Consider the following 22,287-nt stretch of genomic DNA (forward strand, 5'->3'; position numbering starts at 1 on the left):
TTGCGACGGAGTATGCCGACGGAGGCGTTGACGCAGTGAACAGCGCCCAACCGAAAAAACAAGGTTCCAATACAAGCAGAGCCGCATGGTCATCCGACGCGCATCACTGCCTGGTGTAGAGCTGCCCTTCAGCCCCAGGATGTGAACCTTGCCTCTTTCAATAATTGCCTTCGATTTGGACGCGGCAACGCCAAGTTTCCGTTTTATTCGGTCAAACATCGAGACTCTCTACGATCACATTTGTCAAATCCTGGATAATTCAAAGCTGGAACAGGGCGCAATATTCATATCTTTGTAATTGGCACCCACGTGATGACCGGCTTCGCCAATTCTCTCATGCGTGCGCATATGCTTACCAAAGGACGTGACCTGCTGCTGCACTGCGGACCGACTCCCGATAGCAGGCCCGATTTGCGCATTGTGACAAAGCGCCTTTTTTTGACCCGATTCATTCGGCCGCTCCTTGGCCGTTGATCCACGCGCCCGCACCCGGCGCGTGACAGAACCGCCCGATCCGCGTTATGATTGCGATCATGAGTTATCCTGCGCCTTTCGACAGCCTGCCCGAAACCGCCTGCCGGGCGCGGGATATGGGGGCGGGGGATCTGCTCTTTCGGCAGGGCGAGAACAGTTCGGGGCTCTGGCTGGTGCTGGACGGCGAGGTGCATCTGGTGCGCCACGGCGAGGCCGGGCACCGGGTGGTGCTGGCGCGCGCCGCCGCCGGGCAGACGCTGGCCGAGGCCAGCCTTTTCGCCCCCACCTATCACTGTGACGCCGAGGTCGTGGCGCCGGGCCGCGCGGTGCGGTTTCGCAAACAGGCGCTCTTGCAGCGGATCGACCGTGACCCGGGTTTCGCCCGCGCGCTGATGCAACGGCTGGCGCGGCAGGTGCAGGCGTCGCGGCGGCAGGTCGAGCTTTTGTCGATCCGCAGCGCCGAGGACCGCGTGCTTGCAGCGCTTGCCGATGGCGGGCAGACCGGCACCGTCATGGCGCTGGCCGCGCAGATCGGCCTGACGCACGAGGCCACCTATCGCGCGCTGGCGGCGCTGGTGCGGCGAGGGCTGGCGCAAAAGCTGGGGCGCGGGCGCTATCAGCTCTCTCCTGTTTGACCCGGATCAAGGTTTGCGGCGCGTAAAACCGCTATCCTTGACCAATATTTGCGCGACAGGAGAGATGCATGCCCGATACGCTGAAGCAGACCGCCGCCGAGGTTGCCCCCAAGCAGGCCGCTCTCGTGGCCGCCGAGACCGAGGGCCCCGAGGCCGTTGCGAAAAGGGCCGAGTTCGAGCAGGGGGCCTATCCCTATGCCGACCGCCTCTCGCGCCGCAGCTACGAGCATCAGAAGGCCAAGCTGCAGGCGGAGCTGCTGAAGATCCAGCACTGGGCGCAGGACACCGGCCAGAAGTTCGTCATGCTTTTCGAGGGCCGCGACGCGGCGGGCAAGGGCGGCACGATCAAGCGCTTCACCGAACATCTCAACCCCCGCACCGCGCGGGTCGTGGCGCTTAACAAACCCACCGATGTCGAGCGCGGGCAATGGTATTACCAGCGTTATGTCGAACACCTGCCCACCTCGGGCGAGATCGTGCTTTACGACCGGTCGTGGTACAACCGCGCCGGGGTCGAGCGGGTGATGGGCTTTTGCGAGCCCGGCGAATACCTTGAATTCATGCGCCAGACGCCGGAATTCGAGCGGATGCTGACCAATTCCAACATCCGGCTTTACAAATACTGGTTCTCGGTCACCCGCGACGAACAGCGCCGCCGCTTCCAGTCGCGCGAGACCGATCCGCTGAAACAGTGGAAGCTGTCGCCGATCGACAAGGCCAGCCTCGACAAGTGGGAAGATTACACCGAGGCGAAAGAGGCGATGTTCTTTTACACCGACACCGCCGACGCGCCCTGGACGATCATCAAGTCCGACGACAAGAAACGCGCGCGGCTGAATTGCATGCGGCATTTCCTGTCGACGCTGGATTACCCCGGCAAGGATCCCAAGGTCGCCACCGAACCCGATCCGCTGATCGTGGGCGGCGCGGGCCATGTGATCCACCGCTCGGACCACATCCTGGGCAAGGCGCTGCACCCGGCGACGCGGCGGGGCTGACGCCGCGGTCTAGCTCTGGTCCGCGACGCAGCGGCCCAGCCAGTCCTGCACCGGCTGCAGATCGTCGAAGGCCGCCATCAGGCCGGTCACCGGATCGGGGCTCAGTTGCGCCTCGATCCCGTCGCGCCACATCACCAGCCCCTTGCGGCGCAAGAGCTCGCCCCGGGGGTGATCCGCCGGATAGGGCTGCGGCACCCGTTTGAGCGTCGGCGGATCCATGCGCCCGCCGATGGTCCTGAGACAGGCGTCCAGATTTTCGCCCTCGGGCCCGTCCAGGGCGTCGCGGTAGGCGCCCAGCTGTTCGGCGTCGAAGGCCATGATCCCCGCCCCGGCGGTGGCGTATTCGGTGGAGAGCCCGAAATACCATCCCCGCCCGTCCTGCAGCGACCAGAGCATGTGCAGATGGGTATGAAATGGGGTCTTGTCCTCGGAAAAGCGGATGTCGCGGTGCGGGCGGAAAAGCTTGGTGCGCACCGGCGCGCCGCTGCGCGCCTCGAGCGCGGGCGCGATATCGGCCAGAATGCGCTCGGCGGGACGCTTGAGATCGGCATCGTAAAGGCTCTTGTTCTCGCGGAACCAGTCGCGGTCGTTGTTGTGCGTCAGGTCGGACAGGAACACGCGCACTTTCGCAACGAAATCGGTCAGATCAATCGGGTCGGGCATAATGCCACTCCGGCAGGAAGAATCGGTTGAAATATCCTCCGATGGTAGCATGTTCCCGCCGTCCGCGCCGCAGCCGTCTTGCCTGCGCGCGCGCCTGCGCATAGGAAACTGCCATGACCCGTCTGCTGACCGCCTTTCTGTGTCTCTGCATGGCCCCCATGGCCTGGGCGCATCCGCATATTTTCGTCGATACCCAACTGCGCATCCATGTCGATGCCGACGGGCTGGCCCACAAGGTCGAGATGACCTGGCACTATGACGATTTCTTCACCCTCCTGATCCTCGAGGACGAGGGGTTAGACCCCGATGCCGACGGCCTCCTGACGCCCGAGGAAGAGGCGCGGCTCAAGGGGTTCGATCTGGAGGTCTGGCCCGAGGGGTTCGAGGGCGATCTTTATGTCTTCTCCGGCGACCGAAAGCTCGACCTGCCCCGGCCGGAACCGGTGTCGGCCACGGTCGAGAACGGGCGCATCGTGTCGACACAGACCCGCGACATCCCGCCGTCGCCGATCGCCGATCTCACGATCCGGCAGTACGACCCGACCTATTACGTCGCCTACACCGTGCGCGAGGTTGTTGTATTCTTTGCCGATTGCCAGACCGAGATCGCGGCACCCGACCTGGCGGCGGCCGACGCGGCGGTGAAGAAAGAGCTCGATACCATGCCCGAGGATATGTTCGAGATCATGAAACCGGGCGCGCATTACGCCCAGACCATCCGGTTCCAGTGCGCCTAGCGCTGCTGATCGGGGCGGCGGCGGTTCTGGCCGCCGCTCTCTGGCTCTGGGGGTTCGGCGGGGCCGACCGGCTGACGGTGCTGGCCGCCGAGGGTCAGCGCACGGCGCAAAACGCCATGGCGCAGGGGCTGCGCGCGCTGCGCGCGGGCGAGCCCGGCGCGCTTTGGGCGCTGATGGGCGTGTGCTTTGCTTACGGCTTCTTTCATGCGGCGGGGCCGGGGCACGGCAAGATCCTGATCGGCGGATACGGGCTGGGACGTCGGGTGCCGGTGCTGCGGCTGGGCCTGCTGGCGCTGGTGTCGAGCCTGGCGCAGGCGATTACGGCCATCGCGCTGGTCTGGGCCGGGATCGTGCTGCTGGGCTGGGGCCGCGAGGTTCTGGTGGACCGGGCCGAGGCCTGGTTCGCCCCCGCGAGCTATGCCGCAATCGGGGCCATCGGGCTCTACCTGATCTGGCGCGGACTGCGGCGGCTGATCCGCGATCTGCGCCATCCCGTGGCCGACGACGGCACCTGCCGGACCTGCGGGCACGCGCATGGCCCCACGCTTGACGAGGCCGAAAAGGTCACCAGCCTGCGCGACGCCGCGGCGCTGGTTGGCGCCATCGCGCTGCGGCCCTGCACCGGCGCGCTCTTCCTGCTGATCCTGACCTGGCGGATGGACATCTGGGGTGCGGGCGTGCTGGGCGCGCTGGCGATGGGGCTGGGCACGGCGACGATCACCATCGCCGTCGCGCTGGCCTCGGCCCTGCTGCGCGAAGGCGCGCTGACGCGGGTCGCCACAGGCCCGGCGGCCCTGCGCGCCATGGGGGTGATCGAGGCGGCGGCGGGCGCGCTGATCATGGCGCTTGCGGCGCAATTCCTGCTGGCGGCGCTTTAGGCCCCCCGGGGCCTGCAACCGTGGCTTGCCAGCGCCCGAGGGCTGGACTAAGCGCGGGTGATGACCACCCACGCCATGACATACCGCCAGCATCTGCGCGCCATCCTCGGCCTCGGCCTGCCGCTGATCGGCGGGCATCTGGCGCAATTCGCCATCGGGCTGACCGACACGGTGATGATCGGCTGGTACGGCGTGCCCGAGCTGGCGGCGCTGACGCTGGCGGCGACGCTTTTCTTCACGCTCTTTCTGGTCGGGTCGGGCTTTGCCTGGGCGGTCATGCCCATGGTTGCCAATTTCGCCGCGCGCGGGGAGGAGACCCAGATCCGCCGCGCCACCCGTATGGCGCTGTGGCTGTCCATCGCCTATTTCGCGCTGAGCATGCCCGCGCTGTGGTTCGCCGATCCGATCCTGCGGGCGCTGGGCCAGACCGAGCAGATCGCGGCGGATGCGCAGACCTATCTGCGCATCGCCGGGTGGGGCATGTTGCCCGCGCTTTTCGTGATGGTGCTGAAAAACTACCTCGCCGCGCTCGAGTTCACCCGCGTCGCGTTTTGGGTCACCGTGGTGGCGGCGCTGGCCAACGGGCTGGGGAATTACGCGCTGATCTTCGGCAATTGGGGCGCGCCGGAACTGGGCCTGCGCGGCGCGGCCATCGCGTCGATCGTGACACAGGTGCTGAGCGTGCTGGGCATGTTGGGCTATGCGCTCTGGCGGCTGCCCGAACACACGCTGCTGCGGCGGTTCTGGAACCCCGACACCGAGATGCTGGCACGGGTCTTTGCGCTGGGGGTGCCCATCGGCCTGACCAGCCTGGCCGAGGTCGGCATGTTCGCCGCGACCGCCGTGATGATGGGCTGGCTGGGCACCGTGCCGCTGGCCGCACACGGGATCGCGCTGCAGATCTCGTCGGCCACCTTCATGGCGCATCTGGGTCTGGCCAACGTGGCGACGGTGCGCGCGGGCAATGCGCTGGGGCGCGGCGATGGCGACCACCTGCGGCGCGGCGCGGCGGTGGCGCTGGCGGCCTCGGGGGCGGTGGTGGCGGCGACGATCCTGCTGTTCCTGGGGGCTCCGGCGTGGCTCATGGGCCTTTTCGTCGATCCGGCGGATCCGGCGCGGGACGCAATAGTCGCGGCGGGCGTCACGTTCCTGGCGGTGGCGGCGCTGTTCCAGCTGGTCGACGCCGCACAGGTGGTGACGCTGGGGCTGTTGCGCGGGCTGCAGGATACCCGCGTGCCGATGCTGATCGCGGCACTCGCCTATTGGGGCCTGGGCCTGCCCGGCGCTTACGTCTTCGGCCTCACGCTGGGATACGGCGGGCCGGGGATCTGGTTCGGCCTGGTGCTGGGGCTGGGCGTTGCGGCGGTGCTGCTGCTGACGCGGTTCCAACGGCACAGCCGCGTGGCAATTCCCGCGGCTACTGGCAGTTGACCATCCACGGCACGCCGAAGCGGTCGGTGCAGGTGCCAAAGCCCTTGGCCCAGAAAGTCTCGGCAAAGGCCATCGTCACCTCGCCGCCCTCGGCCAGCCGGTCAAAAAGCGCCTTGCCGCGTGCCGGATCGCCGCAGTTGATCTGCAGCGTCACGCCGCGATAGCCGCCCTCGGCCCCGGGCATGTCCGAGGCATGGATCTCGCCGCCCTCGAAGGTCACATGGCCATGCGCCAGCATCTCGCGGTTGGCGTCGGTGACCCAGCTCTGGTCCGGCATGTCGGCCATTTTCATCAGCGAGGCGACCTCGCCGTCCAGAACGCGGGCGTAGAAGTGCAGGGCGGTGGCGGCATTGCCGCCGAAGCTCAGGTAGGGGTTGAGTCGCATGGGCGTTCCTCCGGTTGCCGTGCCAGGATAGCACATCTTGCACCCGGCCCGCCCCCCGACTAGACACCGCGCGGAACCGCGCGTGGCAAGGAGATGGGACATGGGCTTTAAAATGGGGATCGTGGGGCTGCCCAACGTGGGCAAGTCGACGCTCTTCAACGCGCTGACCCGGACGGCGGCGGCGCAGGCGGCGAACTTTCCGTTCTGCACCATCGAGCCCAACGTGGGCGACGTGGCGGTGCCCGACGCGCGGCTCGACAGGCTGGCGGAGATCGCCAAGTCCAAGCAGATCATTCCCACCCGCATGACCTTCGTCGACATCGCCGGGCTGGTGAAGGGCGCGTCCAAGGGCGAGGGGCTGGGCAACCAGTTCCTGGCCAACATCCGCGAGGTCGACGCCATCGCCCATGTGCTGCGCTGCTTCGAGGATGACGACGTGACCCATGTCGAGGGCCGCGTCGATCCGGTGGCCGATGCCGAGACCATCGAGACAGAGCTGATGATCGCCGATATCGAATCGATCGAGAAGCGGTTGCAGAACATCGTCCGCAAGGTGCGCGGCGGCGACAAGGAGGCGGTGCAGCAGGAACGGCTGATGAAGGCCGCGCTGGAGGCGCTCGAGGCCGGCCACCCCGCGCGCACGGTCGAGGTCGACGCCGAGGACGTCAAGGCCTGGCGGATGCTGCAACTGCTGACGACGAAGCCGGTGCTTTATGTCTGCAACGTCGACGAGGCCGAGGCCGCGACGGGCAACGCGCTCTCGGCCAAGGTGGCCGAGATGGCGGCGGCGCAGGGCAATTCGCACGTGGTGATCTCGGCCAAGATCGAGGAAGAGATCAGCCAGTTGGACCCGGAAGAGGCCGAGATGTTCCTGTCGGAGATGGGGCTGGAGGAGCCGGGGCTCGACCGGCTGATCCGCGCGGGCTACGAGCTCTTGCAGCTGGAGACCTATTTTACCGTGGGCCCGAAAGAGGCGCGCGCCTGGACCATCAAGCGCGGTACGCTGGCGCCGCAGGCGGCGGGCGTGATCCACGGCGATTTCGAGAAGGGCTTCATCCGCGCCGAGACGGTGGCCTATGACGATTTCGTCAGCCTGGGCGGCGAGCAGGCGGCGCGGGACGCTGGCAAGCTCAGGGCCGAGGGCAAGGCCTATGTGGTCAAGGACGGCGACGTGCTGCACTTCCTTTTCAACACCTGAGGTGCGGGGACGGTGCGCAGTGAATGCGCACCCTACGGCGGTGGGATGGTAGTTGGGTCAGCCATGCTGACGTTTAACTTATTGAAACGTTAGGTTTTATTTCTGAGTGTTGAAGGCGGCGGGGACGGTGCGCATGAATGCGCACCCTACGCTGCGGGGGTCTGCCGATCCACCGAATCAATCGTTGAGGCAGATGTCGGACTCCTGAAGGCGGCGCGCGCTCAGCGCAGCCCCGCGATCACCCGCCGCGCCGCCGCTTCCAGCGGCGCCTCGGTGGCGCGCAGGATCGCAATCCGGTCGAAGGCGTCCGGATCGGCGTCAAGCGCGCCGCGCAGCGCCGCGCCGAAGGCCATGCGCAGTTCGGTCCCGATGTTGAATTTGCAGATCGCCGAGCCGTGCGCCAGCGCGCGGCGCTGCGCGTGGGGCACGCCCGATCCGCCGTGGATCACCAGCGGTACATTCGTCACCGCCTCGATGGCGCGCAGGCGCGCCTCGTCCAGGCCCGCGCCCGCCGCCTGCTGCAGGTGCACGTTGCCCACCGACACCGCCATGGCGTCGACCCCGGTCTCGCGCGCAAAGCGCCCGGCCTCGGCCGGGTCGGTGCCATGGGAGGCCGCGCCGCCGTCATAGCCCACCTCGCCGATCTCGCCTTCGCAGGACACGCCAGCGGCATGGGCCATCTCGGCGATGGCGCGGGTCCGGGCGATGTTGTCGGCGAGCGGCAGCTTCGAGCCGTCGAACATCACCGAACTGAAGCCCACCTCGATGGCCGCCGCGCAATCGGCGGCGTCGCAGCCGTGATCGAGATGCGCCACCACCGGCACGGACGCCGCTTCTGCCAGTGCGCGGAACATCGCGCCCCAGACCGGGATCGGCATATGCGCCCGTGCGCCGGGCCCGGCCTGCAGGATGACCGGCGCGCGCTCGGCCTCGGCGGCGCGGACATAGGCACGCGCGTCCTCCCAGCCCAGGCAGACCACACCGGCGACCGCATGGCCATGCGCCAGGGCCGGGCCCAGAACCTCGCTCAGCGTTACCAGCGGCATGGCCGGCCCCCTGGCGCTGCGCGTGGGTCCCGAGGAAAGGCCGCAAGGGCTTGACGAGGGGCGCGCCGGATCATTTGAACTTGGCGACCATGTCCATGATGCCGGGGATCGTATGCAGCTGCTCGGCATGGGTCGGCTGGAAGTACTGCTTGAGCGAACGCTGGGTCAGGCCGCCGAGGATGGTAAAGTAATACATCTCGTAGCCCGGCAGCACGCAGCAGGGGTGATACCCCTTGTCGATCAGCACCGTCGAGCGGTCCATGATGTGATAGGCGTCGCCCGGCTCGTTATCGACCCGCTGCAGCATCTGCAGCCCCGAGCCGTAATTCGGGCGGAAGCGGAAGTTGTAGGTCTCGTCGTGCCGCGTCTCGTCCGGAAGCCGGTCGGTGTCGTGCTTGTGGCTGGGAAAGCCCGACCAGCCGCCCGCACCGACTGTGAACAGCTCGCTCACCAGCAGGCGGCCCACGCGGTCGTGGTACTGCGCGCCGAGAATGTGCTTGATCTTGCGGTGGGTCTTGGTGCCGTCCGAGCCGTATTGCACCACGTCGAGATCCTTGGCGCGCACGTCGAAGGGTTTCAGCACCTCGTCGTATTTCGCGCCCGCAACAAAGCATTCGGTGTCGGTGCGCGCGGTGATGCGGGTGGCCGCGCCGGACGGCACGTAGACGCCCTCGGGATCGCCGTCCCAGACGTCGACGCCACGGTTGCCGATGTCGGCGAAGGTCTCGCCGCAGGTCTCCACGGTCACGGTGCCGGTGGCTGGGGCGACGCAGGTCTCGTAGCCCGGCACGGCATAGTCGAAGGTTTCGCCGGCCTTCAGCGTGACGATGTTGAAGTAGTTGAGCGGCACCAGGTCGTGATCGGGGCCGACGATGGGTTCGTTGCGATTGTCGTGCGGGGGGATGTGCATGGGCATTGTCCTTTGTCAGGGATCGGTTGGGCCGGGGTGGCCCTGCAGAAAGGCGGCAAGCTCGGGGCGGGTCGGCATGGCCGGGGCGCAGCCCGGGCGCGAAACGGTGACCGCCGCGCAGGCCGAGCCGCGCAGCAGCGCGTCGTGCAGGCTGTGGCCCTCGGCCAGCGAGGCCATGAGCCCCGCCATGAAGCTGTCGCCCGCGCCGGTGGGCTTGAGCGCCTCGACCGGGTAGATCCCGGTGCGCAGCTCGCGGCCCTGAAAGAAGGTGATCGCGCCCTCGGCGCCCATTTTGTAGACCACCAGCCGCCCGTCGGCGGCCAGAGCGCGGGCCTTTTCCAACCCCTTGTCGAAGCTGCCCGCCATAAAGCCGAATTCCTCGTCGTTGCCGACGATCATGTCGCATTGCGCGGCGGCGCGGCTGAGCACATCGGCCGCGACCTCGGGGCCGGGCCAGCTGTAGGGGCGGTAATCCACGTCGAAGATGATCGGCAGGCCGGCGGCGCGGGCGCGCTCGAAAGCGGCGAAGGCGGCGCCGCGCGACGGCTCGGCGGCAAAGACCGTGCCGGCGGTGATCAGCGCGCCGTAGGCGGTGTAATCGACCGCCGCGACATCGTCCTGGGTCATCTCGAAATCGGCGGCGCCGTTGCGGTAGATCACGGTGGTGTGGCCCTCGACCCGGGAATCGTAGACCGCCAGCGAATTGCGCAGCTCGCCGCCCACCGACCGGACATGCCGCCGGTCCACGCCGTAATGATCCAGTTGGTTGAGGCAGAACCGCCCCACCGCGTCGTCGCTGACCGAGGTCACCAGCGCAGCTTTGCCGCCCAGCTTGCAGATGCCCGCCGCCGTATTGGCCGCCGACCCGCCGAGCGCGGCGTGAAACACCGCGCCGTGTTCGACGCTGGTGCCGGGCGGGTCGGGGAAGAAATCCATCCCGGCGCGGCCCACGATCAGGAAATCGTTGCGCGCGATGCCCTCCATCAAGTCCATTCCGGCCTCCCCTTCCGACGATCGCGTGTTGCACGCGCCCGGGCTTTAGGATACAAATTTTGCAACCGGTTGCAAATTGAAAAGAGCGGGGGGCGGTCCATGCCGGACATCGGGATCGGAGTCATTGGCGGGGGCTATATGGGCAAGGCCCATTCGGTGGCCTTTGCCGCCGTGGGCGCGGTCTTCGAGACCGCGCTGCGCCCGCGTCTGGCGGCGATCTGCGGTGCCTCGCCCGCCTCGGGCGCGCGCTATGCGGCGGCTTATGGATTCGCGCGCGGGGCCAGCGACTGGCGCGATCTGGTGAACGACCCGACCGTCGAGGCGGTGGTCATCGCCTCGCCCCAGGCCACCCACCGCGAAATCGCCGAGGCCGCGCTGGCGCTGGGCAAGCCGGTGCTCTGCGAAAAGCCCATGGGGCTGAACGTGGGCGACGCCCGCGCCATGGTCGCCGCCGCCGAGGCCGCGGGCGTGGCCAACATGGTGGCCTACAACTACATCCGCACGCCCGCCTCGCAATACGCCCGCCAGCTCGTGGCCGAGGGCGCGCTGGGCCGCATCACCCATTTCCGCGGCGAGCATACCGAGGATTTCCACAATGAGGACGTGCTGGGCGAGTGGCGCTTTGCCGGCGAGGCCAATGGCTGCCTTGGCGATCTGACCCCGCATATCATCAACGCCGCGCTGGCCATCATGGGCCCGATTGATGAGCTGAGCGCCGTGATGGAGACGGTCTATCCCGAAAGGGGCGGCGTGCCGGTCACCAATGACGACCAGGTGCAGATGATGGTGCGCTTTGCCAGCGGCGCGGGCGGGCATCTGGCCTCGAGCCGCGTCGCCACAGGGCGCAAGATGGGCTATGCCTATGAGATCACAGGCACCCAGGGCGCGATCCGCTTCGACCAGGAGGATCAGAACGCGCTCTGGCTCTATCACGCCGATGCGCCGCCCGCGCAGCGCGGGTTTCGCAAGATCCTGACCGGCCCCGCGCATCCCGATTATCTGCCGTTCTGTCAGGGGCCGGGGCATGGCACCGGCTATCAGGACCAGATCATCATCGAGGCGCATGATTTCCTGAAGGCCATCGACGGCGGCGCGCCGGTCTGGCCCACCTTCCGCGACGGGCTCGAGGTGCATCGGGTCATCGCCGCCGCCCGCGCCTCGCACGCCACGCGGGGCTGGACCAAACCCGCTGAGTATTGAGGAGCCATCATGATCCAGATCGGCAATGCCCCCTGTTCCTGGGGGGTCGAATTCGCGGACGACCCGCGCAATCCGCAATGGCGCGAGGTGCTGCGCCAATGCGCCGAGGCGGGCTATACCGGGATCGAGCTGGGGCCGGTGGGCTTCATGCCCGAGAACCCCGACGAGCTGGGCGCGGCGCTGGAGGAATTCGGCCTGACCCTGATCGGCGGGGTGGTGTTCCGCCCGTTCCATGACCCGGACGCCTGGCGCGACGTGGTGGACGGGGCCGAGCGCACCTGCCGGGCGCTGGTGGCGCATGGCGCGCGGCACCTGGTGCTGATCGACTCGATCTCGCCCCGGCGCGCGCCCACCGCCGGACGCGCCTCGGAGGCCGAGCAAATGGACGCCGCCGAATGGCGCGCCTTCCGCGACCGGATCGTGACCATCGCCGAGATGGGGGCCAAGGTCTATGGGCTGACGGTGTCGATCCACGCCCATGCGGGCGGGTTCATCGACTTCGAGCCCGAGCTTGAGCGGCTGCTGGCCGAGGTCGACCCCGATCTGCTGAAGATCTGCCTCGACACCGGGCATCATTCCTATGCGGGCTACGATCCGGTGGCCTTCATGCAGCGGCATATGGACCGGATTTCCTATATGCATTTCAAGGATATCGACCCGGCGGTGAAGGCGCAGGTGATCGAGAACCGGACCGGGTTCTACGAGGCCTGCGGGCAGGGGATTTTCTGCAACCTCGGCCAGGGCGACGTGGATTTCGGGGCGGTGCGGAAGGTGCTGCTGGACGCCGGTTTCGACGGCTGGTGCACGGTCGAGCAGGATTGCGACCCGACGCTCGACGTCTCGCCGCTGGACGACGCGAGGGCCAATCGCGGCTATCTGCACAGCATCGGGTTTTAGCATAACCTGGCCCCGGACATGGTCCGGGGCCGCCTGGCCAAGAGGCCCCGGATCAGGTCCGGGACAAGCGCGGAAAGGGACTTCCAATGTCGAGACTGAATTGGGGCATGATCGGCGGGGGCGAGGGCAGTCAGATCGGCCCGGCGCACCGGCTGGGCGCGGGGCTGGACGGCGAATTCACCTTTGCCGCCGGGGCGCTGGACCACCGCGCCGACGAGGGGCGGGCCTATGGTCAGCGGCTGGGGCTGGCCGCCGACCGCGCCTATGGCGGCTGGCGCGAGATGCTGGAGGGTGAAAGCGCGCGCCCCGACCGGGTCGATCTGGTCACCGTGGCCACCCCCAACGCCACCCATTTCGAGATCACCAAGGCCTTCCTTACGGCCGGGTTCCACGTGCTCTGCGAAAAGCCCATGACCATGACGGTCGAAGAGGGCGAAGAGATCGTCCGCATCGCCCGCGACACGGGGCAGATCTGCGCGGTGAATTACGGCTACACCGGCTATTCGCTGGTCCGGCACATGCGCGCCATGGTGGCGCGCGGCGATCTGGGACGCATCCGGCTGGTGGTGGCCGAATTCGCCCATGGCCATCACGCCGACGCCGCCGATGCCGACAATCCGCGGGTGCGCTGGCGCTACGATCCGGCGCAGGCCGGTGTGTCGGCGCAATTCGCCGATTGCGGCATTCACGCCATGCACATGGCTTCGTTCGTCACCGGACAGGAGGTCGAAAGGCTCTCGGCCGACACGGTGTCCTGCATCGACAGCCGGGTGCTGGAGGATGACGCGATGGTCAATTTCCGCATGTCAGAAGGCACTGTCGGGCGGCTCTGGACCTCTTCGGTGGCGATCGGGCGGCAGCACGGGCTGACGCTTCAGGTCTTTGGCGAAAAGGGCGGGCTGCGCTGGGCGCAGGAGCAACCAAACCAGCTTTACCACATGCCGCTGGGCCAGCGCCTGCAGGTGATCGAGCGCGGCGAGGCGGGGCTGTCGCCCGAGGCCGACCGCACCACCCGCGTGACCATCGGCCATGCCGAGGGCATGCCGCTGGCCTTCGCCAACATCTACAAGGATCTGGCCGAGGCGATCCGCGCCCGCAAAGAGGGCCGCGCCATGGACCCGGCGGCCGATCTCTACCCGCGCGCCGAGGACGGGCTGCGGTCGATGGCGGCGGTCTTTGCGGTGGCCACAAGCGGCAAGGCCGAAGGCGCATGGACCGACGCCCGCCCGCCGATGTTCCGCTAGGGCGCTGCGGCGGGCAGGGGCCGCAGGGTCGCCCGTTCGATCAGGGTGCAGGGAAAAAGCCGGGTTTCGGGCTGCATGGCGGGGTCTTCGGCCAGCATCAGCGCGAGGTCGATGGAGGCGGCGATGATTGCGCCCACCGGCTGGCGGATCGTCGTCAGGTCGAACCCCGCCCAGCCCGCCATCTCCATGTCGTTGAGCCCGATCACGCCGACATCGCCCGGCACGTCGTATCCGGCGTCGCGCAGGGCGCTGAGCGCGCCGAGGCTGAGCACATCGTCGCCGCAGAAATAGGCCTCGGCTGGTGGGCCTTCGCGCAGCAGGCGCTGCATCTCGGCGCGCCCGGCGGCAAAGCTGTAGGCGCTGGCGAAGCGCGCCGGGGGCGGGGCCCCCGGCCAGCCGTCGCGGAACCCCGCCAGCCGGTCCTGGGTCGAGGTGGCGCTTTCGGGTCCGCCGAGGAAGGCCACCCGGCGGTATCCGCGCGCCGCCAGGGTCTGGGCCGCCATGCGGCCGCAGGCGGCGTTGTCGATCCCCACCACGGGCACCACCGGGTGCTGCTCGCAGCGGCCGAAGGAATGCACCACGGCCAGCCCCGCCTCGCGGTAGGCTAGCGCGAAATCCGGCGGCAGGGTCGAGGAGGCGACGATCACCGCGTCGACCGAATATTGCCGCAGCATGCGCACCGATTGCGCTGCGTCGGTCTCGTCGCTGAGGTTGACCAGCAATGGCCGCAGACCGCGCTCTTGCAGGCCGCGGGTGAAGCGGTCGAACACCTCGAGGAATACCGGGTTGTGAAAGTTGTTGGACACCAGCCCGATCAGCTTGGTCCGCCCGGTGCTGAGCGCCGAGGCCAGCGCCGAGGGCGCGTAGCCCAGCTCGCGCGCGGCGCGTTCGACCTTGGCGCGGGTCTTGGCCGACACCGACGCGCCGGGTGTAAAGGCGCGCGACACCGCCGACCGCGACACGCCCGCGCGCAGGGCAACATCCTTGAGGGTCACGGGCATCGGCGGGTCTTTCGTTGCGGATCGCGTGAGTGTCGCCGCTCGGGGTTGTTTTTGCAACCGATTGCAAGGGCGGGACAGGTCATGTTGCAGGTGGCGAGGGGGGCTTTCGACAGGCGCGTGCACGCGCGCCCCGGTCCGTGCTAGGCTGCGCCCGGAACGACAGATGCGAGGGCCCATGTCCGCCAAGACCCGCTTGCGCGCCAATGAAACGGCGATCGACCTGCCGCCGCCCGGCGATGCCACGCTGCGCTTTGTCGGGCGCATCCGGACGCCGTTCAAGACCCGCGCCGATTGCCCGCGTCAGGGTCGCCAGGACGGGCCGGAATGCCGGCTGGAGCTCGACCCGGTCTGGGAGCCGGCGCTGCACGGGATCGAGGGGTATGAGACGCTCGAGGTGCTCTATTGGCTGCACGAATCGCGGCGCGATCTGGTGACGCAATCGCCCAGGGACGACGGCCGGACCACGGGCACCTTCGCGCTGCGCTCGCCGGTGCGGCCCAACCCCATCGGCACGTCGATGGTGCGGTTCGTGCGGCGCGAGGGGCCGGTGGTGGTGGTGCGGGGACTGGATTGCCTGGACGGGACGCCGCTTTTGGACATCAAGCCGAACCGCTGCCAGTACACGCCGCAGGTGCCCCCCAAGCCTGTGGATTGAGGATTCAGTTTTGCCCGTATTTTGGGCGAAACCGGATTTTTAGCCCAATTTGTGAACTTGAGAGCCCTTGCCTGACCGGCGTTCGGCACTGCGCAGAGGCCCGGCCTTGCCCGTCCCGCCCCCGTCCCGATCCTTGCCCGAATAAGGAGCCTGCCGCGCATGCCGTTCGACGCCCCCCCCAAGACCCCCGCCGTGGCGCCGCAGAGGGCGCATGGCGTGGCGCGGCTCACCGCGCGGCGGCGCGGGCCGGTGTCGGTGATCGACGGGTTGCGCCAGTCCGGCGCCTTCAAGCTGCTCTTTCCGCGCCCGCGCGACACCGCGCTGGATGCGGTGTTTCTCAACACCTCGGGCGGGATCACCGGTGGTGACCGCTTTGCGCTGACCGCAGGGGCCGAGGCGGGGGCGCATCTGCGTCTGACCAGCCAGGCCGCCGAACGGATTTACCGCGCCATGCCGGGGGTGCCCGGGCAGGTGCGCACGGTGCTGAGCGCCGAGAGCGGCGCGCGGATCGACTGGCTGCCGCAGGAGACCATCCTTTTCGAGGGTGCCGCGCTCGACCGCACATTGCGGATCGAGCTGGCGGCGGAGGCGCGGCTTCTGGCCTGCGAGACGCTGGTTTTCGGGCGTGCCGCGATGCGCGAGACGGTGCGCGATCTGCGGCTGACCGACCGGATCGACGTCTTGCGCGAGGGCCGTCTGGTCTGGGCCGACCGGCTGCGGCTGGAGGGCGATGCGCAGGCATCGCTGGACCGCCGCTTCGTCGCGGCAGGCGCGCAGGCGCTGGCGACGCTGGTCTGGGCCGCCCCCGGCGCGGCGGAGCGTGTGGGCGCGCTGCGGTCGCTTTTGCCCGAGAGCGGCGGCGCGAGCGCCGTCTTGCCCGACCTCGTGGTATTGCGCCTGGCCGCGCCCGACAGCTTCGAGCTGCGCCGGCACCTGATCCCCGTTCTGCAGCACCTTTCCGGTGCCGCTCTGCCAAGACCCTGGATGATTTGACCCATGATGCTGACCCCGCGAGAGAAAGACAAACTGATGGTGGCGATGGCCGCAGAAGTGGCGCGCAAGCGGCTGGCCCGGGGGGTCAAGCTGAACCACCCCGAGGCGATCGCGCTGATCACCGACACGGTGGTCGAGGGCGCGCGCGACGGGCGCAGCGTGGCCGACATGATGGAGGCGGGCGCGCAGGTGGTCACCCGCGAGCAATGCATGGAAGGCGTGTCCGAGATGATACGTGAGGTGCAGGTCGAGGCGACCTTTCCGGACGGCACCAAACTGGTGACGGTGCATAACCCGATCCGGTGAATTTTGAGTATTTTTGCCAAGAAGAAGCGAGGGACAGTGATGAAGATTTCGACGATTGCGACCGTGGCGGGCCTTTGGGCCGGGGCGGCGGCGGCGCATCCCGGCGCGCATGTGCATCCGCATGAGGGCGCAAGCTGGCTGGTCGTGGCGGCGGCGCTGGGGGTGATCGGGCTGGCGGCGCGGCTGGCCGTGGTGCGGGCGCGGGCCGGTCGATGATCCCCGGAGAGCTTTTCCCCGCCGAGGGCGTGCTGGAGCTGAACCCGGGGCGCGAGGCGATCACGCTGATGGTGGCCAACACCGGCGACCGGCCGGTGCAGGTGGGTTCGCATTACCATTTCGCCGAGGCCAACAGCGCGCTCGAGTTCGACCGCGAGGCGGCGCGGGGGCGGCGGCTGGACATCACGGCGGGGACGGCGGTGCGGTTCGAGCCGGGCCAGCGCCGCGAGGTGCACCTGATCGAGATCCGGGGCGCGCGGCGGATTTACGGGTTCAATCAGCAGGTCATGGGACCTCTGGACGAGGATTGAGACGATGGCCACCCGTGCGCTGCTGACAGACGAAGAGCTGAGCCCCGAGGCGCAGGCGGTGTTCGACGACATCCGCGCCACCCGCGGCAGCGATTTCGTCAACAACTTCTGGCGCGCGTTGGCGCACGATCCGGCGCTTTTGCGCGCCACATGGGAGCGGTTGAAGGTCGTGATGGGGCCGGGCGCGCTGGACCCGCTGGTCAAGGAGATGGTCTATCTGGCCGTCTCGGTCGCCAATGCCTGCGAATATTGCACTCATTCCCACACCGCCGCCGCGCGCGCCAAGGGCATGGACGACGCCATGCATGGCGAGCTCTTGGCCGTCATCGGCATGGCCAGCCAGACCAACGCGCTGGCCAATGCGCTGCAGGTGCCGGTGGACGAGGCGTTCCGCGCATGACGGGCCTGGTGACCAAGGTGCGAAGCCCGGCCCAGATTGCCGCCGTCACGGCGCTGGTCTGGGAGTTCTTCGATTTCCTGCGCGGCCGCTATCCCGAAATGCAGCGCGAGATCGACGACTACATCGCCAAGCAGAATGTCGCTGCGGATCTGGCGAATTTTGCCGATGTCTTTCTGCCGCCGAAGGGCGAATGCCTTGCAGTCGAGCGGGAGGGCGAGATCGTCGGGATGGTCATGCTCCGCCAGCGCGCCGATGGCGATGCCGAGATGAACCGGATGTATGTCCGCGAAAGCGCCCGCGGTCTGGGGCTGGGGCGGATGTTGTGCAGTGCGCTGATCGAAGAGGCACGGTCGCTGGGATATGGGGCGGTCTGGCTCGGCGCGCTCTACCGCCATGTCGAAGCCCTGCCGCTTTACGAAAGCATGGGGTTCAAGCGCGCACGCGATCCCGCCGCCCACAATGCCGACGACGACCGCGTCATTCAAATGAAACTCGTTTTCTGAAAGAGGTCAGGATGCCCGCAACCATTGCCCGTTCCGACTATGCCGCGATGTTCGGCCCCACCACCGGCGACCGCCTTCGGCTGGCCGACACCGATCTGATCATCGAGGTCGAGCATGACATGACCGCCGCGCGCGCCGGGGCCGGGGCCGGAGGCGGCGGCAACGCGCCCGCTTACGGCGAAGAGGTCAAGTTCGGCGGCGGCAAGGTGATCCGCGACGGCATGGGCCAGGCCCAGACCACCCGGGCCGAGGGCGCGGTGGACACGGTCATCACCAATGCGCTGATCGTCGACTGGACGGGGATCTACAAGGCCGACGTGGGGCTGAAAGACGGGCGCATCCACAAGATCGGCAAGGCGGGCAACCCCGACACCCAGCCCGGCGTCGACATCATCGTCGGCCCCGGCACCGAGGCGATCGCGGGCGAGGGGCGGATCCTGACGGCCGGCGGTTTCGACAGCCATATCCACTTTATCTGCCCGCAGCAGATCGAGGATGCGCTGCATTCGGGCCTGACCACCATGCTGGGCGGCGGCACCGGCCCCGCGCATGGAACGCTGGCCACCACCTGCACACCGGGGCCCTGGCATGTCGGGCGGATGCTCCAGGCAGCGGACGCTTTCCCGATGAACCTGGCCTTTGCGGGCAAGGGCAACGCCTCGCTTCCCGCCGCGCTCGAGGAACAGATCCGCGCAGGCGCCTGCGCGCTGAAGCTGCACGAGGATTGGGGCACCACGCCGGGCGCAATCGACAATTGCCTGAGCGTGGCCGACGCCTGGGACGTGCAGGTGATGATCCACACCGACACCCTGAACGAGAGCGGTTTTGTCGAGAACACCGTCAAGGCCATGAAGCGCCGCACCATCCACGCCTTCCACACCGAGGGCGCGGGCGGGGGCCATGCGCCCGACATCATCCGCATCTGCGGCGAAGAACACGTTCTGCCCAGCTCGACCAACCCCACGCGGCCCTACACGGTCAACACGCTGGAAGAGCATCTGGACATGCTCATGGTCTGCCACCACCTCGACAAGTCTATCCCCGAGGATGTGGCCTTTGCCGAAAGCCGGATCCGCAAGGAGACCATCGCCGCCGAGGATATCCTGCACGACATGGGCGCTTTCAGCATCATCGCGTCCGACAGCCAGGCCATGGGCCGCGTGGGCGAGGTGATCATCCGCACCTGGCAGACCGCCGACAAGATGAAGAAGCAGCGCGGCCGGCTGTCCGAGGAAACCGGCGACAACGACAACAAGCGGGTGTGCCGCTATATCGCGAAATACACCATCAACCCGGCCATCGCCCACGGCATCAGCCACGAGATCGGCAGCATCGAGGAAGGCAAGCGCGCCGATCTGGTGCTCTGGTCGCCGGCCTTCTTCGGGGTCAAGCCCGAGATGGTGCTGATGGGCGGCACCATCGTCTGCGCGCAGATGGGCGATCCCAACGCCTCGATCCCGACGCCGCAGCCGGTCTACACAAGGCCCATGTTCGGCGCCTATGGCCGGTCGGTCGAAAACTCTGCCGTGACCTTCGTGTCCGAGGCCGCACTGGCCGAGGATATCGGCAACACGCTGGGCCTGGCGAAACAGGTTCTGGCAGTGCGCAACACCCGCGACATCGGCAAGCGCGATCTCAAGCTCAACACCGCCACGCCGAAGATCGAGGTCAACCCCGAGACCTACGAGGTGCGCGCCGACGGCGAGCTGCTGACCTGCGAGCCCGCCGAGGTGCTGCCGATGGCGCAGCGGTATTTCCTGTTTTGAGACGGCGGACGTTGGCCGATTTGTCTTTTGACGAGGCGGCTTTGGTCTATGTCAGGCAGATCGAAACGGTAACAGACTGGGTGGAGCAAACCGGACCATGACGTTCCCAATTCCACGTGTGCAAATGTCAGCGCCCCGCCCGGCGGCACGCCGGGCAGCCCCCGACCGCCCGGTCGCATCGAAGGTGCGCCTCCGGCGCAACGGGCGGGGTCTTCACCCCCGCCCGCGGTCGGGGGCTGCCCGCCTCACGACGTGCGTGAGGGCCGGTACGCAGTGGGGCCGCAGTGTCGGTGCGCAAGCCATGCGCGCCATGCATTCCGGGAATGCCGAGGCTTGGGTTTTGGCGCGTTCACAAACTGCCTATTTGCTGTGCAAGGGAGGAGATGAACTGACACACAGGACATGCTCCAATGGCACAAGCCACTACGAATACAGACCTTTATCCCAAGGAACCGGTGCTTTCCCGCTTTGCGGCCTGGATCTTTGCCGGGATGATGAAGATCGCCGAGAACAACCCGCGTCTGCGCCGTGCGCGCGCTCTGCAAGCGTTGAGCGATGCGCAGCTGGCCGAGCTCGGGCTGACGCGCGAGACCATCGCGCATCACGTTTTCCGCGACGTCTACTACACCTGACAGAATGGCGGGGGCGCGCATGAGCGCCCCCTCCATGACCGCGCGGGCGTATCACCCGCACGCGCACGCCAGCCCGGCGGACCGGCTGGTGCTGACCTACGAAGACCGCTTTTTGCGCCGCAAGGTACTGGGGCTGGCCTCGGGCCAGACGGTGCTGGTCGATCTGGCCAAGACCACGTCGCTGGATCACGGCGGCGTTCTGATCACCACCGATGGCCGCGAAATCGCGGTCGAGGCCGCGCCCGAGCCTCTGCTGGCCGTGACCGGCCCCGATCTGCCGCGCATCGCATGGCATATCGGCAACCGCCACACCCCCTGCCAGATCGAAGCGGACCGCCTGCTGATCCAGCGCGATCACGTCATCGCCGATATGCTGACCCGCATCGGCGCGACGGTGACCGAGGTGACCGAGCCCTTCACCCCCGAAGGCGGGGCTTACGGCCATGGACGCACCCATGGCCACGACCATTCGCACAGCCACGGCCCGCAGGATCACAGCCATGAGCACTGATCCGCATCTGACGCTGCATCAGCTTTTCTCGCCCGCCTTTCCGGTCGGGGCCTTCGCCTGGTCCCACGGGTTGGAGACCGCCGTGCAATCGGGCGCGGTGGCGGATGCCGACGGGTTGCAGGACTGGCTCGAGACGGTGCTGCGCCAGGGCGCGGGCTGGACCGATGCGGTGCTGCTGGCGCAGGCGGCGACGGGCGGCGACGCGGATGCGCTGGCCGAGCTGGCGCTGGCCCTGTCCCCGTCCGCCGAGCGGCGCGCCGAGACGGCCGAGCAGGGCGCGGCCTTTGCCGCGACGGTGCGGTCGGTCTGGCAGGTCGATCTGCCCGATGCGCCTTATCCGGTCGCGGTGGGCTGTGCGGTGGCGGCGCTAGGTCTGCCGCTGGCGGATGCGCTGCGGCTTTATCTGCAGGCTTTCGCGGCCAATCTGTGCAGCGCCGGGGTCCGGGCGATTCCGCTGGGGCAGACCGATGGCCAGCGGATCACCCTTGCGCTTGCACCGCTTTGCGCCGAACTGGCCGAGGCTGCGCTGACCGCCACGCTTGACGACATCGGCGGTTTCGCCCCCATCATCGACATCCAGAGCCAGCGCCACGCGGCGCTGCATTCGCGGGTTTTCAGGTCTTAGGAGGAAGGTTCATGGCATCCATCAACGGCCCCTTGCGCGTCGGTCTCGGCGGTCCGGTCGGGGCGGGCAAGACGACGCTGACCGCGTGCCTTTGCCGGGCGCTGGCGCCGCATCTGTCGATGGCGGTGGTCACCAACGACATCTACACGCAAGAGGACGCCGAGGCGCTGATGCGCCTTCAGGTGCTGCCGCAGGACCGTATCCGCGGGGTCGAGACCGGCGGCTGCCCGCATACCGCGATCCGCGAGGATGCCTCGATCAACCTGGCGGCCATAGCCGATCTGAACAAGGCGTTCCCCGACCTCGACCTGGTGCTGATCGAATCGGGTGGCGACAACCTGTCGGCCACCTTCAGCCCGGAACTGGCGGATCTGACGATCTATGTGATCGACGTGGCCGCGGGCGAGGAGATTCCGCGCAAGGGCGGCCCGGCGATCACGCGCTCGGACATTCTGGTGATCAACAAGACGGATCTCGCCCCGCATGTGGGCGCGTCGCTCGAGGTGATGCAGCGCGACGCGGCGAAGATGCGCGGTACGCGGCCGTTCGTCTTTGCCGCGCTGCGCCACGGCGAGGGGGTAGACGAGATCGTCCGCCTGATCGCTGAAATCGGCGGGCTGCCGGTGGCGCAGGCCGCCGAGTGACCCCGGCGCGGGGCCACCCCCGGAATTGACGGCGA

The 22,287-nt window shown here is 67.9% G+C and carries 27 protein-coding genes; 21 read left to right on the plus strand and 6 right to left on the minus strand.

All coding sequences use genetic code 11. The features are described from left to right. Positions 1-533 precede the first annotated feature (533 nt). Both RXV88_RS12105 and ppk2 read left to right on the plus strand, forming a co-directional pair. On the plus strand, positions 534-1,109 hold the full coding sequence (locus tag RXV88_RS12105) for a Crp/Fnr family transcriptional regulator (protein WP_316293186.1): 576 nt from the start codon (positions 534-536) through the stop codon (positions 1,107-1,109). Between the two features lie 68 nt (positions 1,110-1,177). Then, positions 1,178-2,107 carry a polyphosphate kinase 2 gene (gene ppk2, locus RXV88_RS12110; RefSeq protein ID WP_316293188.1) on the plus strand — a complete coding sequence of 310 codons (930 nt, stop codon included), beginning with the start codon at positions 1,178-1,180 and terminating at the stop codon, positions 2,105-2,107. A 9-nt stretch (positions 2,108-2,116) separates the two neighbouring features. On the opposite strand, the gene RXV88_RS12115 is transcribed toward ppk2, so the two are convergent. Beyond that, positions 2,117-2,770 carry a TIGR02453 family protein gene (locus RXV88_RS12115; protein ID WP_316293190.1) on the minus strand — a complete coding sequence of 218 codons (654 nt, stop codon included), beginning with the start codon at positions 2,768-2,770 and terminating at the stop codon, positions 2,117-2,119. A 113-nt stretch (positions 2,771-2,883) separates the two neighbouring features. On the opposite strand from RXV88_RS12115, the gene RXV88_RS12120 reads away from it, so the two are divergent. The 3 genes from RXV88_RS12120 to RXV88_RS12130 are packed head-to-tail and all read left to right on the plus strand — an operon-like array spanning position 2,884 to position 5,816. Further along, the gene (locus RXV88_RS12120; RefSeq protein ID WP_316293191.1) at positions 2,884-3,507 is read left to right on the plus strand and encodes a DUF1007 family protein; all 624 of its coding nucleotides are present in this window, start codon (positions 2,884-2,886) and stop codon (positions 3,505-3,507) included. Then, entirely contained in the window at positions 3,498-4,385 is an 888-nt protein-coding gene (locus RXV88_RS12125) for a hypothetical protein (protein ID WP_316293193.1), read from the plus strand. Before RXV88_RS12120 ends, RXV88_RS12125 begins: the two co-directional genes overlap by 10 nt. A gap of 60 nt (positions 4,386-4,445) precedes the next feature. After that, the gene (locus RXV88_RS12130) at positions 4,446-5,816 is read left to right on the plus strand and encodes an MATE family efflux transporter (RefSeq protein ID WP_316293195.1); all 1,371 of its coding nucleotides are present in this window, start codon (positions 4,446-4,448) and stop codon (positions 5,814-5,816) included. Here RXV88_RS12130 and RXV88_RS12135 read toward each other — a convergent pair. Beyond that, positions 5,803-6,201 (minus strand): VOC family protein, encoded by a 399-nt coding sequence (locus RXV88_RS12135; protein ID WP_316293197.1) that lies wholly within the window; start codon positions 6,199-6,201, stop codon positions 5,803-5,805. The genes RXV88_RS12130 and RXV88_RS12135 overlap by 14 nt on opposite strands. Before the next feature lie 100 nt (positions 6,202-6,301). On the opposite strand from RXV88_RS12135, the gene ychF reads away from it, so the two are divergent. Then, positions 6,302-7,399 carry a redox-regulated ATPase YchF gene (ychF, locus tag RXV88_RS12140; protein ID WP_316293198.1) on the plus strand — a complete coding sequence of 366 codons (1,098 nt, stop codon included), beginning with the start codon at positions 6,302-6,304 and terminating at the stop codon, positions 7,397-7,399. Positions 7,400-7,620: 221 nt separating this feature from the next. Here ychF and RXV88_RS12145 read toward each other — a convergent pair whose 3' ends face one another. From RXV88_RS12145 to iolC, 3 genes are all read right to left on the minus strand, one after another. Next, a complete protein-coding gene (locus RXV88_RS12145; protein WP_316293200.1) occupies positions 7,621-8,445 on the minus strand; it encodes a class II fructose-bisphosphate aldolase in 825 nt (274 codons plus the stop codon). 70 nt (positions 8,446-8,515) lie between these two features. Beyond that, positions 8,516-9,355, minus strand: a complete 840-nt coding sequence (locus RXV88_RS12150) for a 5-deoxy-glucuronate isomerase (RefSeq protein WP_316293203.1) — start codon at positions 9,353-9,355, stop codon at positions 8,516-8,518. Between the two features lie 15 nt (positions 9,356-9,370). Next, positions 9,371-10,348: a 5-dehydro-2-deoxygluconokinase gene (gene iolC, locus RXV88_RS12155; protein WP_316293204.1), complete on the minus strand. Its 978-nt coding sequence runs from the start codon at positions 10,346-10,348 to the stop codon at positions 9,371-9,373. 99 nt (positions 10,349-10,447) lie between these two features. Between iolC and RXV88_RS12160 the strand changes: the two genes are divergently transcribed. From RXV88_RS12160 to RXV88_RS12170, 3 genes are all read left to right on the plus strand, one after another. Next, positions 10,448-11,548 carry a Gfo/Idh/MocA family oxidoreductase gene (locus RXV88_RS12160; RefSeq protein WP_316293206.1) on the plus strand — a complete coding sequence of 367 codons (1,101 nt, stop codon included), beginning with the start codon at positions 10,448-10,450 and terminating at the stop codon, positions 11,546-11,548. 6 nt (positions 11,549-11,554) lie between these two features. Then, entirely contained in the window at positions 11,555-12,445 is an 891-nt protein-coding gene (locus RXV88_RS12165; RefSeq protein WP_316293265.1) for a sugar phosphate isomerase/epimerase family protein, read from the plus strand. An 86-nt stretch (positions 12,446-12,531) separates the two neighbouring features. Continuing rightward, positions 12,532-13,689: a Gfo/Idh/MocA family oxidoreductase gene (locus tag RXV88_RS12170; RefSeq protein WP_316293208.1), complete on the plus strand. Its 1,158-nt coding sequence runs from the start codon at positions 12,532-12,534 to the stop codon at positions 13,687-13,689. Here the strand turns inward: RXV88_RS12170 and RXV88_RS12175 are convergent. Next, positions 13,686-14,690 (minus strand): LacI family DNA-binding transcriptional regulator, encoded by a 1,005-nt coding sequence (locus RXV88_RS12175; protein ID WP_316293210.1) that lies wholly within the window; start codon positions 14,688-14,690, stop codon positions 13,686-13,688. The genes RXV88_RS12170 and RXV88_RS12175 overlap by 4 nt on opposite strands. A 175-nt stretch (positions 14,691-14,865) precedes the next feature. Between RXV88_RS12175 and tsaA the strand changes: the two genes are divergently transcribed. The 12 genes from tsaA (at position 14,866) to ureG (ending at position 22,252) form a co-directional block, all read left to right on the plus strand. Beyond that, positions 14,866-15,345 (plus strand): tRNA (N6-threonylcarbamoyladenosine(37)-N6)-methyltransferase TrmO, encoded by a 480-nt coding sequence (gene tsaA / locus RXV88_RS12180; RefSeq protein ID WP_316293211.1) that lies wholly within the window; start codon positions 14,866-14,868, stop codon positions 15,343-15,345. A 159-nt stretch (positions 15,346-15,504) separates the two neighbouring features. After that, entirely contained in the window at positions 15,505-16,338 is an 834-nt protein-coding gene (locus tag RXV88_RS12185) for an urease accessory protein UreD (RefSeq protein ID WP_316293212.1), read from the plus strand. Between the two features lie 3 nt (positions 16,339-16,341). Beyond that, the gene (locus tag RXV88_RS12190; protein WP_316293213.1) at positions 16,342-16,644 is read left to right on the plus strand and encodes an urease subunit gamma; all 303 of its coding nucleotides are present in this window, start codon (positions 16,342-16,344) and stop codon (positions 16,642-16,644) included. Between the two features lie 39 nt (positions 16,645-16,683). Then, on the plus strand, positions 16,684-16,860 hold the full coding sequence (locus tag RXV88_RS12195) for a hypothetical protein (RefSeq protein WP_316293216.1): 177 nt from the start codon (positions 16,684-16,686) through the stop codon (positions 16,858-16,860). Then, on the plus strand, positions 16,857-17,171 hold the full coding sequence (locus RXV88_RS12200) for an urease subunit beta (protein ID WP_316293218.1): 315 nt from the start codon (positions 16,857-16,859) through the stop codon (positions 17,169-17,171). The genes RXV88_RS12195 and RXV88_RS12200 overlap by 4 nt, the downstream gene beginning before the upstream one ends. A 4-nt stretch (positions 17,172-17,175) precedes the next feature. Next, complete coding sequence (locus RXV88_RS12205; RefSeq protein WP_316293219.1) at positions 17,176-17,571, plus strand: carboxymuconolactone decarboxylase family protein; 396 nt, start codon at positions 17,176-17,178, stop codon at positions 17,569-17,571. Next, a complete protein-coding gene (locus RXV88_RS12210) occupies positions 17,568-18,074 on the plus strand; it encodes a GNAT family N-acetyltransferase (protein WP_316293220.1) in 507 nt (168 codons plus the stop codon). The genes RXV88_RS12205 and RXV88_RS12210 overlap by 4 nt, the downstream gene beginning before the upstream one ends. An 11-nt stretch (positions 18,075-18,085) precedes the next feature. After that, positions 18,086-19,840, plus strand: coding sequence for an urease subunit alpha (gene ureC / locus RXV88_RS12215; RefSeq protein WP_316293221.1), 1,755 nt, complete (start codon positions 18,086-18,088; stop codon positions 19,838-19,840). Between the two features lie 410 nt (positions 19,841-20,250). Further along, complete coding sequence (locus RXV88_RS12220) at positions 20,251-20,472, plus strand: DUF1127 domain-containing protein (protein ID WP_316293222.1); 222 nt, start codon at positions 20,251-20,253, stop codon at positions 20,470-20,472. A gap of 19 nt (positions 20,473-20,491) precedes the next feature. Then, positions 20,492-20,983, plus strand: a complete 492-nt coding sequence (ureE, locus tag RXV88_RS12225; protein WP_316293224.1) for an urease accessory protein UreE — start codon at positions 20,492-20,494, stop codon at positions 20,981-20,983. Beyond that, positions 20,973-21,608, plus strand: coding sequence for an urease accessory protein UreF (locus RXV88_RS12230; protein ID WP_316293225.1), 636 nt, complete (start codon positions 20,973-20,975; stop codon positions 21,606-21,608). The genes ureE and RXV88_RS12230 overlap by 11 nt, the downstream gene beginning before the upstream one ends. Positions 21,609-21,619: 11 nt before the next feature. Continuing rightward, positions 21,620-22,252 (plus strand): urease accessory protein UreG, encoded by a 633-nt coding sequence (gene ureG / locus RXV88_RS12235; RefSeq protein WP_316293226.1) that lies wholly within the window; start codon positions 21,620-21,622, stop codon positions 22,250-22,252. Positions 22,253-22,287 lie beyond the last annotated feature (35 nt).

The sequence above is a fragment of the Aestuariicoccus sp. MJ-SS9 genome, from assembly GCF_032586235.1.
GTDB lineage: Bacteria > Pseudomonadota > Alphaproteobacteria > Rhodobacterales > Rhodobacteraceae > Aestuariicoccus.

What these genes read in the sequence shown, in the direction of transcription:
- RXV88_RS12105 (WP_316293186.1), top strand. Translation starts at nt 534, where the DNA reads ATGAGTTATCCTGCGCCTTTCGACAGCCTGCCCGAAACCGCCTGCCGG.
- ppk2 (WP_316293188.1), top strand. Translation starts at nt 1,178, where the DNA reads ATGCCCGATACGCTGAAGCAGACCGCCGCCGAGGTTGCCCCCAAGCAG.
- RXV88_RS12115 (WP_316293190.1), bottom strand. Translation starts at nt 2,770, where the DNA reads ATGCCCGACCCGATTGATCTGACCGATTTCGTTGCGAAAGTGCGCGTG.
- RXV88_RS12120 (WP_316293191.1), top strand. Translation starts at nt 2,884, where the DNA reads ATGACCCGTCTGCTGACCGCCTTTCTGTGTCTCTGCATGGCCCCCATG.
- RXV88_RS12130 (WP_316293195.1), top strand. Translation starts at nt 4,446, where the DNA reads ATGACCACCCACGCCATGACATACCGCCAGCATCTGCGCGCCATCCTC.
- RXV88_RS12135 (WP_316293197.1), bottom strand. Translation starts at nt 6,201, where the DNA reads ATGCGACTCAACCCCTACCTGAGCTTCGGCGGCAATGCCGCCACCGCC.
- ychF (WP_316293198.1), top strand. Translation starts at nt 6,302, where the DNA reads ATGGGCTTTAAAATGGGGATCGTGGGGCTGCCCAACGTGGGCAAGTCG.
- RXV88_RS12145 (WP_316293200.1), bottom strand. Translation starts at nt 8,445, where the DNA reads ATGCCGCTGGTAACGCTGAGCGAGGTTCTGGGCCCGGCCCTGGCGCAT.
- RXV88_RS12150 (WP_316293203.1), bottom strand. Translation starts at nt 9,355, where the DNA reads ATGCACATCCCCCCGCACGACAATCGCAACGAACCCATCGTCGGCCCC.
- iolC (WP_316293204.1), bottom strand. Translation starts at nt 10,348, where the DNA reads ATGGACTTGATGGAGGGCATCGCGCGCAACGATTTCCTGATCGTGGGC.
- RXV88_RS12160 (WP_316293206.1), top strand. Translation starts at nt 10,448, where the DNA reads ATGCCGGACATCGGGATCGGAGTCATTGGCGGGGGCTATATGGGCAAG.
- RXV88_RS12170 (WP_316293208.1), top strand. Translation starts at nt 12,532, where the DNA reads ATGTCGAGACTGAATTGGGGCATGATCGGCGGGGGCGAGGGCAGTCAG.
- RXV88_RS12175 (WP_316293210.1), bottom strand. Translation starts at nt 14,690, where the DNA reads ATGCCCGTGACCCTCAAGGATGTTGCCCTGCGCGCGGGCGTGTCGCGG.
- tsaA (WP_316293211.1), top strand. Translation starts at nt 14,866, where the DNA reads ATGTCCGCCAAGACCCGCTTGCGCGCCAATGAAACGGCGATCGACCTG.
- RXV88_RS12185 (WP_316293212.1), top strand. Translation starts at nt 15,505, where the DNA reads ATGCCGTTCGACGCCCCCCCCAAGACCCCCGCCGTGGCGCCGCAGAGG.
- RXV88_RS12190 (WP_316293213.1), top strand. Translation starts at nt 16,342, where the DNA reads ATGATGCTGACCCCGCGAGAGAAAGACAAACTGATGGTGGCGATGGCC.
- RXV88_RS12195 (WP_316293216.1), top strand. Translation starts at nt 16,684, where the DNA reads ATGAAGATTTCGACGATTGCGACCGTGGCGGGCCTTTGGGCCGGGGCG.
- RXV88_RS12200 (WP_316293218.1), top strand. Translation starts at nt 16,857, where the DNA reads ATGATCCCCGGAGAGCTTTTCCCCGCCGAGGGCGTGCTGGAGCTGAAC.
- RXV88_RS12205 (WP_316293219.1), top strand. Translation starts at nt 17,176, where the DNA reads ATGGCCACCCGTGCGCTGCTGACAGACGAAGAGCTGAGCCCCGAGGCG.
- RXV88_RS12210 (WP_316293220.1), top strand. Translation starts at nt 17,568, where the DNA reads ATGACGGGCCTGGTGACCAAGGTGCGAAGCCCGGCCCAGATTGCCGCC.
- ureC (WP_316293221.1), top strand. Translation starts at nt 18,086, where the DNA reads ATGCCCGCAACCATTGCCCGTTCCGACTATGCCGCGATGTTCGGCCCC.
- RXV88_RS12220 (WP_316293222.1), top strand. Translation starts at nt 20,251, where the DNA reads ATGGCACAAGCCACTACGAATACAGACCTTTATCCCAAGGAACCGGTG.
- ureE (WP_316293224.1), top strand. Translation starts at nt 20,492, where the DNA reads ATGAGCGCCCCCTCCATGACCGCGCGGGCGTATCACCCGCACGCGCAC.
- RXV88_RS12230 (WP_316293225.1), top strand. Translation starts at nt 20,973, where the DNA reads ATGAGCACTGATCCGCATCTGACGCTGCATCAGCTTTTCTCGCCCGCC.
- ureG (WP_316293226.1), top strand. Translation starts at nt 21,620, where the DNA reads ATGGCATCCATCAACGGCCCCTTGCGCGTCGGTCTCGGCGGTCCGGTC.